Source organism: Herpetosiphonaceae bacterium, from assembly GCA_036374795.1.
Taxonomy (GTDB): Bacteria; Chloroflexota; Chloroflexia; order Chloroflexales; family Kallotenuaceae; genus LB3-1.
Genome location: DASUTC010000191.1, coordinates 1 through 13,531, shown reverse-complemented (window position 1 = coordinate 13,531; position 13,531 = coordinate 1). Strand labels below are relative to the sequence as shown.

General features: G+C 65.7%; 4 protein-coding genes. All 4 read left to right on the top strand.

Annotated elements, in window-relative coordinates; genetic code table 11:
- Positions 1-11,332: MupA/Atu3671 family FMN-dependent luciferase-like monooxygenase (locus VFZ66_14300; GenBank protein HEX6290357.1), on the top strand; the 11,332-nt coding region annotated here is incomplete at its 5' end.
- Between the two features lie 85 nt (positions 11,333-11,417).
- Complete coding sequence (locus VFZ66_14295) at positions 11,418-11,957, top strand: nucleotidyltransferase family protein (protein ID HEX6290356.1); 540 nt, start codon at positions 11,418-11,420, stop codon at positions 11,955-11,957.
- Between the two features lie 253 nt (positions 11,958-12,210).
- Positions 12,211-13,014 carry a peptidoglycan recognition family protein gene (locus tag VFZ66_14290; GenBank protein HEX6290355.1) on the top strand — a complete coding sequence of 268 codons (804 nt, stop codon included), beginning with the start codon at positions 12,211-12,213 and terminating at the stop codon, positions 13,012-13,014.
- Positions 13,015-13,032: 18 nt separating this feature from the next.
- Positions 13,033-13,531: hypothetical protein (locus VFZ66_14285; protein ID HEX6290354.1), on the top strand; the 499-nt coding region annotated here is incomplete at its 3' end.

Below are 13,531 nucleotides of genomic sequence, written 5' to 3'. Positions count from 1 at the left end.
GCTGTGGGACGGCACCGGGATCAACCGCAATAATCCGTACGAGGAGCAACTGCGTCGGCGTGGTCTGCTCACGCTCTCGCCCATTGAGGGACGCCGACTCACGCGGGCGGCGCTCGCTCAGCCGCCCGATCACTACCTGATCGGCATCGACGAGCACAGCGCGACGCTGCGCGCCCTGCTGTGGGAATCGCAGCCGAGGCGGCTGGAAGTCCCCGTCGTCACCTGGCAGGGCTTATCGCCCGCGCCTGAGGCAGAATCGCTGCCCGCGCTGTACGACAGCTTCGGCCAGCCGACCACGTATCGCTACGAGCCGGTGCCGCCCGCGCCGGAAGTGAGCGCGTCGCCCGCCCGACCAGCGTTCGTGCCGGATCGCGATCGTGACGTGCCGCTCCAATCGCCCGACCGCGACTGGCTGCGCCAGCAGGTTTACCAGGCGTTTCGTGACGTGCTGCCGGATGGCGTGGATCGACGCCGACCGTTGTATGAGCTGGGGATCGGATCGATCCAGATCCTTCAGGTGCATGCCCGGCTCCAGCAGGCCCTCGGCAGAGCGATTCCGCAAACCGCCCTGTTTCACTACCCGACGGTCGATGCGCTGACCGAGTTTCTGGCCGCCGGAGCCGCCGCGCAGCATCCGTCGTCGAGCGCGGCTGCCGCTTCCGCGCCCATCGAGCACGCCCGGCACGTCGCGATCATCGGCATGGCCGGTCGTTTTCCGGGTGCCGACTCGCTGGATACGTTTTGGGCCAATCTGTGCAGCGGCACGCAGAGCATCCGCCGCTTCAGCGAGGCCGAGCTATCCGCCGCGAACATTCCCGCGTCGGTCTATCGGCAGCCCGACTATGTTCCGGCGACGGGCGCGCTGGACGACATCGACCTGTTCGATGCCGAGTTTTTCGGCATCAGCGCGCGCGAGGCGGCGCTGATCGAGCCCCAGCAGCGGCTTTTCCTTGAGTGCTGCTACCATGCTCTTGAGCACGGCGGCTATGCCGCGGTCGACGACGGCGTGCAGGTCGGGGTCTTTGCCGGGACCGGCATGACGCTCTACGCGCTCCAGACGTATCTGCTCAATAATCTGGCCGATGTCGCCGCGCCTGATGATCCGGTCACGGCGCTGCACGTGGCGATCGGCAACCAGGCAGACTTCGCTGCGACGCGCGTCGCCTATCGGCTTGGGCTGACCGGGCCGACGATCAACGTGCAGACCGCCTGCTCCACGGGCCTGGTCGCCGTCCACCTGGCCTGCCAGGCGATCGTGCAGGGCGATGCCGACCTGGCGCTGGCGGGCGCGGCAGCCGTGCATGTGCCGCAAGTGACCGGCTACCGCCACATCGAAGGCTCGATCCTGTCGCGCACCGGGCAGTGCCGCGCCTTCGACGCAGAGGCCGACGGCACGGTCGGCGGCAATGGCGTCGGCGTGGTGCTGCTCAAGCGGCTGGATCGTGCCCTCGCCGACGGCGACACGATCCACGCGGTGATCCTCGGCTCGGCGATCAACAACGACGGCGCGACCAAGGTCGGCTACACGGCGCCGAGCGTGGACGGCCAGCGGCGAGTCATCGAGCGCGCGCTGGATGCGGCGCGCGTCACGGCGGACAGCATCAGCTACGTCGAGGCGCATGGTACCGGGACGCGCCTGGGCGATCCGATCGAGTTTCAGGCGCTGAGCCTGGCGTTCCGCCGACAGACCGATCGGCGGAACTATTGCGCCGTAGGCTCGGTCAAGCCGAACATCGGGCATCTCGATACCTGTGCGGGCATCGCGGGCCTGAGCAAAGCGGTGCTGATGCTGAAGCACGAGCAGCTACCGCCGCAGATTAACGTGCGCCAGCCCAACTCGGCGCTCCAGATCGAGCACAGCCCTTTCTATATCAACCCCGAGCTCCGTACCTGGGTCAGCGATGGCAGGCCGCGACGGGCGGGCGTCACCGCGCTGGGCGTGGGCGGCACGAACGCGCACCTGATCCTTGAAGAAGCGCCGCCGATGCCGCTGCCTGCGCAGCATGAGCCTGCGCCTGGGCTGCTGCCGCTGTCGGCCCACAGCCGCGAGGCGCTGATCGCGCTGGCTGAGCGGTATCGCGACTTCCTGCACCAGCATCCCGACACCTCCGCTGCCGACCTGTTCGTCACGACCGCGCTTGGACGGCGGCATCTGCGGCATCGGCTGGTCGCGCTGGGCGAGACACCGACAGCGCTGGGCGCGGCGCTCACTGCGTTTCTGGACGCGCCGACGACGCGCTCAGCCTCCGCGCCATTCGTCTACCGCGATACGACGCGGAGCGCGGGCGGGCCGCTGGCCTTCGTCTTCACCGGACAGGGTAGTCAGTTCTCGAGTGCGGCGCGGCCGCTCTACCACAGGTTTCCTGTCTTCCGCGACGTGCTGGATCGCTGCGAGCGCTACTACCGTGAGGTGTGGCACGAGAGCCTGCTGGATCTGCTCTTCTCCGAGTCGACCAGCGCCGCAGACCTGCCCACAGACAAAGCTCAGCCGCTGCTGTTCGCGTTCGAGGTTGCCCTGGCGCGGCTCTGGCAGACCTGGGGCATCGATCCGGACTATGTCGTCGGCCACAGCATCGGCGAGTACGCCGCCTGGTGCGTGGCGGGCGCGCTCTCCCTGGAAGACGGCCTGCACCTGACGACGTTGCGCGGACGCCTGATGCAACTCCGCACGCCGCCCGGCGGCATGGTTGTGGTCTTCGCCGACCGCGCGACGATCGACGGGCTGCTGGCGGCCTCGCCGGGCCTGGACCTGGCGGTCGTCAATAGCGCGCTGAACCATGTCCTGGCGGGCGATGAGCCGACGATCGCCGATCTGATCCAGGTGCTCGACGCGCGACAGATCGAATGGCAGCGCTTGCCGGTCAGCCGCGCCTTCCACGCCGCGCTGCTCGCGCCGATGCTGGATGCGTTTCGCCAGCATCTCGAGCAGTTCCGTTTCCAGCCGATCACCATCCCGCTGGTAAGCTCCATCGATGGCGCGCTGCTGCCGATCGGCACGCAGCCTGATGCCGATTACTTCTGCCGCCAGACGCGGCAGACCGCGCGGTTCGACCAGGCGCTGGCGCAGCTCGTTCAGCGCGAGTGCCGGTGTTTTATTGAGGTCGGGCCGGATGCCGCGCTGAGCCGACTGGGACGCCGCCAGTACCCGGAGCGAGCCTGGATTGCATCGCAGCGCCGCAGCGCACCGCCGATTGACGCGCTCTCCGAAGCGGTCGCCAGCCTCCACTGCGAAGGTCTGCCGATCGACTGGCGGGCGCTCGCACCAGGCTGCGGCGGTCGGCGCATTCCGCTGCCAGCCTACCCATTCCAGCGCACCTCGTTCTGGGTCGACAGGCAGCAGCCTGCGGCGACAGCGCCGGAATCAGCCGTTATCGCCCTGACACCCCCAGACATAGCCACGACATCGCCGGATGTTGCGATGCATGAGGTCACGCATATGAATGACCGCGATACGCTTCTCGACATCGTGCTGGAGAAGATTTGCGAGCTAACGGCCCGTCAGCTCGGCCAGGCTTCCGAGGATGTGCGACCGGATGATCTGTTTTTCGATCTTGGCGCCGACTCGCTGCTGATGATCACCATGCTGCGCGAGCTGGAGAAACTCTTTGGCGTGCGTATCGCCATGCGCGAGCTGTTCGAGGAGGGCGATAGTCCCGGCCAGTTGAGCCGTTTGATCAAGGAGCGCATGTCGCCGGAGCACGCGCAGCGCTTGCTGGCCGCCGCGCCCGCCGCCAGCAGCGCGCCAGCAGCGCCCGTCGCGCCGGAGCGGGAGACGACGCGCGAGCCGCTGCCGACGGGTGCGAACGATCAGGGCGCGCCGCAGCGCCCGCCAGCGGTGCCGATCGCATCAGCTCAGCCGGGCAACGGCCTCGTATTGCCCCAGCCGAATCCGCAGCTTCCGGCTCTGCCCGCCGTCCCGTCAGCGGGCGTGGACAGCGGCAGACCAGCCGCTCCCGATCCCACCGTTGCGGGCGTCGTCAACCAGCAGTTGCAGGTGATCGGGCAGTTCTCGCAGCTCATGTCGCAGCAGCTCGCGCTCCTGAGCGGCGCTGCTGTGGCTGCGGCGGTCCCAGCGATGGACCTTGCCAGCCAGACACCGATCGCTGCGGTGGCAGCCGACGACCGCCAGACGGGCAGCGCCTCCGCGCCAGCGGAGCCGTCACCGTCCGCGCACCAGAGCCAGGCGGGCGAGACTCCGGCGATGCACGGGCCGCGCGTCTCCGTCAGCCGCTCATCCGGCATGAGCAGCGGCACGCTCACCCCGCAGCAGCAGCGCCACTTCGACGATCTGGTGCGGCGCTACGTCGAGAAAACGCGCACCTCAAAGGCGATCACCCAGCAGCAGCGCCGGGTCCTGGCCGATAGTCGCGCGATCGTCGGGTTTCGCGACAGCATCAAGGAGCTGCTGTATCCGATCGCCGGTCGGCGGGCGCAAGGCTCGTGGCTCGAAGATGTCGACGGCAATCGCTATGTCGATATTACGATGGGCTTCGGCGTGCTGCTCTTCGGGCACGAGCCGGAGTTTGTCACCGAGGCGGTGCGCAGGCATCTAGAGCACGGCATACAGCTCGGCCCGCGCAGCGAGGCCACCGGCGAGGCCGCCCGGCTGCTCAGCGAGATCACCGGCATGGAGCGGGTCGCGTTCGCCAACTCCGGCACCGAGGCCAATTCGGGCGCGATCCGCCTGGCGCGGGCCTACACCGGGCGGACCAGGATCGTTACCTTCAACGGCTCGTACCACGGTCACTTCGACAACCTGCTAGGACGTACGGTGTTTGATGGCACGCGCCATGAGACGATCCCGATCTCCTCCGGCATTCCGCGCAGCGCGGTTGAGGAGCTGATCGTGCTCGACTATGGCGATCCGGCCAGCCTTCAGATCATCGACGAGCTGGGCGAGCAGCTCGCCGCGGTCATCGTCGAGCCGGTGCAGAGCCGCCACCCATCGCGGCAGCCGGTCGAGTTTGTGCGCAGCCTGCGCGAGCTGACGGCCCGGCACGGCAGCGTGCTGATGTTCGACGAGATGCTGACCGGCTTTCGGCCCCACCCGCGCGGCGCGCAGGGCTTTTTCGGCGTCACGCCTGATCTTGTCACCTACGGCAAAGTGCTCGGCGGCGGGTTTCCGATCGGCGCGATCGCAGGCTCGGCGGCGATCATGGACGGCATCGACGGCGGCTACTGGCAATACGGCGACAGGAGCTATCCGCCCCACGAGACGACCTTCTTCGGCGGCACCTATATCCAGCACCCTGTCTCGATGGCGGCGGCGCTGGCGGTGCTGACCTATCTCAAGGCGCACAGCCCGCAGCTACAGCAGCAGCTCAACGCGCGCACCGAGTACCTGGCCGGGACGCTCAATCGTTTCTTCGAGGACGAGGAGTTCCCGATCCGGATCAGCCATTTTGGCTCGCTGTTCCGCTTCGAGTATCGCGGCAATCTTGAGCTGCTGTACTACCATCTGCTGCTCAACGGCGTGTATGTCTGGGAGTGGCGCAACTTCTTTCTTTCCACGGCCCACAGCGACGAAGACATCGAGTTCATCATCCAGGCGGTCAAGCGCTCGCTCTACGATCTGCGCAACGGCGGCTTTATCGCTGGCGGCAAGCAGACGAGCGCGACGGGAATACCAGCCACCGTACCAGCTTCGAGCAATGGGACCGACTCGCGGCAGGCCGTGCAGACGACGCAGATTGCTACGCAGGCCGCCGCATCCGCCGAGATGCGGCCACAGCGCAACGGCGGCCACGATCGCCAGAATCCAGCGCCCCGGCGGTCGAGCGTCGACTTCAGCCTGTACTTTTTTGGCGACTACCCGCAGCATGAGCCGCAGCACAGCCACTACGATCTGATCCTGGAGAGCGCGCGCTTCGCCGACGAGCATGGCTTTCATGCGATCTGGATTCCAGAGCGGCATTTCCACTCGTTCGGCGGCATCTTCCCCAATCCCGCCGTGCTTGCCGCCGCGCTGGCACGCGAGACACGCCGCATTCGCCTGCACGCTGGCTCCGTCGTCCTGCCGCTGCATCATCCGATCCGCGTGGCCGAAGAGTGGTCGATGATCGATAACCTATCGGGCGGTCGCGTCGGGCTGGGCTGCGCCAGCGGGTGGCACGCCAACGATTTTGTCTTCTATCCTGAGCGCTTCGGCCAGCACAAAGCGATCATGTACGAGCAGATCGAGAGCATTCGTCGCCTCTGGCGCGGCGATGCCGTGACCGCGCGCGCCGGTGGCGGCGCAGAGATCGAGGTGTCGCTCTATCCCAGGCCGGTGCAGCCGATGCCGCCCTTGTTCACGGCGATCGTCGGCAATCCCGAAAGCTATCGGCTGGCCGCGCAGCACGATCTGGGCGTTATCACCAACCTGATGTCGCAGACGGTCGAGCAGCTTGCCGTGAACATCCGGCTGTACCGCCAGACACGCGCGGAGTGCGGCCTCGATCCCGGCGCGGGCAGAGTGGTGGTGCTGCTGCATACCTACCTCCAGCACGATCTGGCGGAGGCGCGCCAGGAGGCGTTCGAGCCGTTCTGCCGCTACCTGCGCTCGTCGCTGTCGCTCTTCGGCCAGGTGACGAATAGCCTGGGCTTCAACATCGACCTGGCGACGACGCCTGAGGAAGATGTGGACTTCATGCTCCAACGCGCCTACGAGCGCTACTGCGAGTCGCGGGCGCTGATTGGCACGCCCGAAAGCTGCGCGCCGATCATTGACAGCGTGCTGGCCGTGGGGGTCGACGAGATCGGCTGCTTCATCGACTTTGGCGTGCCCCTGGCGCAGGTCCGTCGAAGCCTGCCGGTGCTCGATCGGCTGCGCCAGCGCTATCAGGCGGCCAGCCAATCTCAGGGACCGCTCTCGTTTGCCCAGCAGCGCATCTGGTTTCTCAACCAGTTATCGCCGGATCAGACCACCTACAACGAGACCAAGGCGATCCGGCTTGCGGGATCGCTGAACGTCGCGGCGTTGCAGGCGGCGCTCAGCCAACTCGTCGAGCGGCATGCCGCGCTGCGCACGGTCTTTCGTGAGATCGACGGGGAGGTCTGCCAGGTTGTGCTGCCCCCGCGCGACTTCGCGTGTCCGATCGTCGATTGCCAGGGTGCGGACGAGGCCGCCAGCGTGCAGCAGGCGATCGATGTCGAAGGTCGGCGGGTGTTCGACCTGGCAGACGGGCCGCTGTTTCTGGCGAAGCTGCTCCGCTTCTCGGCGACGCAGCATGTCCTGATTCTCTCGATGCATCACCTGGTCTTCGATACGTGGTCGGCGGGCGTCTTTACCCGTGAGCTGAGCGTGTGCTATCAGGCATCGCTCGGCGGCCAGCGCGCGCACCTGCCGCCGCTGCCGATGACCTATCTCGACTATGCGCGTCAGCAGCAGCAGGCGCTCGCAGGCGAGCAGACGCAGCAGGACCTCCGGTTCTGGCTGGAACGGCTTGGCGGCACGCTGCCGGTCCTTGAGCTGCCGACGGACTACCCGCGACCGGCAGTGCTGCGCTCCCACGGACACGCCTTCTTCGAGGACTTCACGCCGGAGCAATCGGAGGCGATCCGCCAGCTCAGCAAGCGCCAGCGCGTCACGCTGTTCATGCTGCTGCTCAGCGGCTTTGCCGTGACGCTGCGCGCATTCAGCGGCCAGGACGATCTGATCATCGGGACGCCGGTGGCCGACCGCCCGGAGGGCACCGAGGGGCTGATCGGCTTTTTGATCAATACCCTGGCGCTGCGCGTCGATCTGCGGGACGATCCCAGCTTCGCGGAGGTGCTGCGCCGGGTGCGTCGCCTGACCCTGGAGGCGTACGACCATCAACGCCTGCCGTTCGAGGAGTTGGTCAGGGCGCTCAACCCAGCGCGCGATCCCAGCCGCAACCCGATCTTCCAGGTAGCGATCGAGTTCGAGAGCGAGCCGATCTTTGGGTTCGAGCTGCCCCATGTCAGGGCGACGGCGCTGGATACCGCCGTGAACAAAGCGCCGTTCGATCTGACGCTGTACCTGACGAGCCTGCCGGACAGAATCCAGTGCCGCGTCGAGTACAACACCAGCCTGTTCGAGGAGCGCACGGTTCGCCGCTTCCTGGCCTCCTTCCGCCGCGTGCTGGACCTGGCCGTGCAGCAGCCCGACGCGCCGCTGTCGCAGATGCCGCTGCTCCCCGACGCCGAGCGCCACCAACTGCTGGTCGTATGGAACGCAACGCAGGCGCCGTATCCAACCGATCTGTGTGTGCACCAGCTTGTCGAGCGGCAGGCCGCGCAGACGCCGGACGCGCCCGCCGTGGTCAGTGGAGCGGAGCGCCTGACCTACGGAGCGTTGAACCGGAAGGCGAATCAGCTTGCGCATTATCTGCGCGGGCTGGGCGTCGGCCCTGAGGTACCCGTCGCGATCTGCCTTGAGCGCTCGATCGAGCTGGTCGTCGCGGCGTTCGCCGTGCTGAAAGCGGGCGGCGCGTATGTGCCGCTCGATCCGGCGCTGCCGTCGGCGCGGCTGGCTGTGATCATCGACGAGCTGCGGACACCTGTGGTGCTGACGCGGCAGCGCTATCTGGAGCACCTGCACCCAGAGGGTACCCGGCGCACGGCACGAACGATCTGTCTCGACGCCGACTGGAGGCAGATCGAGCAGGCGTGCGCTGAAAATCCGCGCAGCACCACGACCGCCGAGAATCTGGCGTATGTGATCTATACCTCCGGCTCCACCGGACAGCCTAAAGGCGTTGAGGTCCGGCAGGCCGGGCTGCTCAACCTGATGGCCTGGCACCAGCGGACCTATGCCATCAGCAGCGCTGACCGCAGCACGCAGTTGGTTGGCGTGAGCTTCGATGTCTCGGTCTGGGAGCTGTGGCCGTATCTGGCCCACGGAGCCTGCATCTCCGTGGTGCCGCCGGAGCTGCTGACCGACCCGGCGGCGCTGCGCGACTGGCTGTGCGCCAATGAGATCACGGTGAGCTTCCTGCCGACGCCGCTGGCGGAGGAGGTGCTGCGCCTTTCGTGGCCCGATCGCCACGCGCTCCGGCTGCTGATGGTCGGCGGCGATCAGCTGCATGTGTATCCGACACCGGAGCAGCGCTTCAGCGTGGAGAATCAATACGGCCCCGCCGAGGCCACAATCGTCACGATCAGCGCGACGGTCCAGCCCAGCGAAGACATCGACCGGCTACCGCCGATCGGGCGACCGATCGCTAACACCGAGATCTACCTGCTGGATCGGCATCTGCACCCGGTGCCGATCGGCGTGGTCGGCGAGCTGTACCTGGGCGGCGCGGGTCTGGCCCGTGGCTATCTCAGGCGGCCCGATCTGACCGCCGCCCGCTTCATTCCGCATCCGTTCAGCCAAACAGGCGGTGCGCGGCTCTACCGCACGGGCGATCTGGCGCGCTACCGGCCCGACGGCACGCTTGAGTTTCTGGGCCGCTCCGACAACCAGATCAAAATCCGGGGCTACCGCATCGAGCTGGATGAGATCGAGGCGGTCTTGCGCCAGCAGCCGATGGTCGACGCCGCCGCTGTGCTGGCGCGGCGTGATCGCGGCGACGAGCCGTATCTCGCGGCCTATGTCGTGCCGAAGCAGGGCGCGCCGTCCGACAGTGCCACGCAGCGCGAGCAGATCCGTCTGGCACTGGCACGACTCTTACCCGACTATATGGTGCCGCGCGCGTGGGTCTTTCTCGCGGAGCTGCCGCTGACGGCCAACGGCAAAGTCGATCGACGGGCACTGCCGCGTCCCGATGTCAGCAGCGACGACGGAGCGGCTGGGCCGTCTTCGGCGCTGGAGCAGACGCTCCACGATCTGTGGTGTGCCGAGCTCGGCCTCGGCGGTGTCTCGACGACCAGGAGCTTCTTTGAGGTCGGCGGTCATTCGCTGAATGCCGCGCGGCTGCTGAACCGGGTTCGGGATAGCCTGGGCCTTGACTATCCGATGTTCGAGTTCTTCCAGCGCCCAACGATCAGCGGCATGGCGGCCTACGTCGAGAGCCAGCGCGCGACGGAGATGCAGGAGGTCGCGGCGGCACATACCGAGCAGCCGCTCCTGCACGCGCCGCTGACGTTTGCCCAGGAGCGCATGTGGGAGCGGCACCAGGCGAGCACCGATCCGGCGATCTATAACGTCGCGCAGCGCATCACGCTGATCGGCAAGCTCGATCGGCAGGCGCTAACCTCGGCGCTGAACGCTCTGGTAGCACGTCATGCCGCGCTGCGCACCCGGATCGTGCACCAGGATGATCGGCTGGTTCAGGAGGTCGTGCCGACGCTCACGATCGAGCTGCCGGTCACGGACATCCGCACGCTGGCGGATGAGGACAAGCTTACACAGGCGGACGCCTGGTGCTACGCCGAGGCACGTCAGGTCTTCGCGCTGGATCACGCTCCGCTGATCCGGGGTCGGCTGTTACGGCTGGCAGACGAGCGCTGGATCTTCCTGCTGGTCGTCCACCATCTCATCTTCGATGGCTGGTCGCTGGCCGTGGCGCTGCGCGAGCTATCAGCGCTCTACGCCGAGGGCGACAACGCACGGCTTGCGCCGCTGCCACTTCAGTACGCCGACTATGCCCGCTGGGAGCGCAGCTATTTGCAGACCGAGCGCACGGAGCAGCTTTTGCGCTACTGGCTGAGCCAGCTCGACGGCGCTCCGCTGACAGTGGCGCTGCCCGCTGATCGTCCTCGCCCGGAACACGTTTCTTCGCGGGGCGGCGCGCACACGTTTCACCTTTCGCGGCAGGAGGTGCTGGCCCTCGAACAGATAGCGCATCAGTGCGGCACCACGCTGTATAGCGTGCTCCTGAGCGCCTTTGCGCTGCTGCTGTCGCGTCTGTGCGGACAGACCGATCTGGTGATCGCCAGCCCATCCGCGAACCGCACGCGGCGGGAGCACGAGCCGATCATCGGCCTGATTGTCAACAGTATCGCGCTGCGGATTCAGATCGATCGCGCGGCGACCTTCAGCGCGCTGGTTCGGCAGGTCAGCCAGACCTTTTTTGCTGCGCTCGACCACCAGGAGCTGCCGTTTGGCACCGTGGTTGATGCGCTTCATGCACGCCGGGGCGGGCCGCGCTCGCCCTTCCCGCAGGTATTGTTCGTGCTACAAAATATGTCGGCTACCGATTTCAAGCTGCCCGGCCTGACGACGCGGATCGAGGATGTGCCCACTGGCGCGGCCAAGTACGACCTGCTGTGCGCGCTGGAGCCGGATGAGGAGGGTCTTCACGCGCTGTTCGAGTATCGTAGCGACCTGTTCGACGCAGCGACCCCGGCGCAGTGGGCACGTAAGTTCGTCAGTCTGCTGCATGATGTCAGCCGCGATCCCGATCGTGCGCTGGTACAATGGGTAGCGGCAGGAGCAGATCGTTAGTTCGCGGGCGATCGAGTCGTCGGGATGCTCCTCGCGTTCATGGCACCGGCGGTCGCTGATCGGTAGCATCATGGAGCGCTATGCTATGTTCAACCAACCTGGCCTTCCCGAAATGACGGCACAGGATGCGATCGACGTGCTGCTCCTTTTTGAACAGCATGGGATTACCGTGTGGGTGGATGGCGGCTGGGCTGTTGATGCCCTGCTGGGCGAACAAACCCGTCGCCATGCTGATCTCGACATCGCGCTGAGCCACCACGATGTACAGAAGCTCCGCGCGCTGCTTGAAGCGCGGGGGTATCGCGATGTGCCGCGCGATGACACCAGAGAATGTAATTTTGTGCTCGGCGACGATCACGGTCGGGAGGTCGACGTGCATACGTTCATCTTTGATGCGCGCGGCAACAACATCTTCGGCTGCGCGTATCCCGCCGAGTCGCTCACCGGAACAGGATCGATCGATGGCTATCCGGTGAGATGCATCGCTCCGCAATGGCTCGTCTCGTTTCATACGGGCTATCCGCTGGACGCGGATGATTACCATGATGTGCGCGCGCTCTGCGCGCGCTTCAATCTTGAGATACCGCGCGAGTACGAGCCGTTTATGAACGAAGACGGCCAGTGACGGCGTAGCGGCGTCGCTCGCGCATGAGCTGCTGGCACGCTTTTGCCGCACAGCGCACCGGACGCACGTCGACCTCCACGACACGACACGCGCTCGTACGAGCCTCTATCGCTTTGCACCAGTTGTCGATCGATACCGCGTGTGGTATATACATGACAACGGCAGTTTCTCCTCGCCTGCTCAGACTATAACCGTCTCACAAACCAATACATCAGGTCTATCCGATGGGTTCGCCGTACAAGGAGGAGTCATCATGACCACCATTGATGTCACGACGTTTGCCAGTCCCCATCAGCCGGGCTTTGGGTTTGGCACAGGGCCGCGTAACGGCCCGTGGATCGACACACGACGCGATCCGGACGGCATCATCATTCACACGACGAATGGAAATATTGGCTCATCGTTCAGGGGCGAGGCGCAATTTCTGCGCGATATGAGCCTGACACGGCCACCGAGCGACCGCGTATCGGCGCATTATCTCGTGGGCAAGGGCGGGCAGATCGCCCGCATCCATGAGGATACACGGATCACGTGGCATACCGGCGTGTCGCTGCGGGAGTGGAACAACTTACACACGATCGGGATCGAAAATCATTTCACCCCCGGTGAAGTGTGGACCGAGCCGCAGCAAAAAGCGCTCACCTTTTTGGTCCGCCATCTGATGCGCCGATGGAATATTGGCCGCGACCGCATTCAAACGCACCGCTTTATCGCCCTACCAGCCGGACGCAAGGTTGATCCTTCGAGCTTGACCAACGCCGCGTTTGAGGACTGGCGGAGCAGCCTCACGCCGCTGAGCGATGCCATTCCCTCGTTTCGCGTCATTATCGGGATTGACTTTGCCAGCGTGCGGGAGGGGCCGAGGCGGTCATTCCCCGAAGCGCTCATTCCCGATGGCAATGGCGTGCTGCATCCGGTACGTCTGGCCCCAGGAACGGTCATCGGGATCGATGAGGAAGTACAGGGAGAGCGAATCAGCGGCGACGACAGGTGGTTGCATATTGTTAAGCCTGATGCGTGGGGCTTTATTCATCGCAGCCTGGTCGTGCCGGTGTAGAGAAGATTGGAGGCCGATATGGTAGCGAAGCCCATCATCGTCTTAGGCGCTGGCGCGACGAAAGCCTGCGGCGGTCCGCTGACCGACGATATTCTCCCGGCGGCGCTCAACGGTGCGATGGCGCATGATGATCGGACGACGCTGGTCGCCGACCGTGAGGAGCTTCTCGCGCTGACGCGCGAGTTCTTGACCGATTGCTTCAACGTGCCTGCGGATCATCGTCCTGTCCGCGGGGAAGATTGCCCATCACTCCCCATGATGCTGAGCATGATCCGACGCTCAGCGGAGCTGCGCCAGCCGCTCGGAACATGGGATGGTGATCGTCTGATCAAAGCCAGGCGGGCGATTGAGTACGCGATCTTCGCCGTGATCGAGGCGGCGCTGCGGCACATTCCGGCGTCGAGGCAATTCCACCGCGTGCTGCTTGAGCCACTCTACGATCACGGCGTCGAGCCCACGGTTGTATCGCTGAACTATGACGTCATCGTCGATAATGCGATGTTTTCACTCAGCGAGC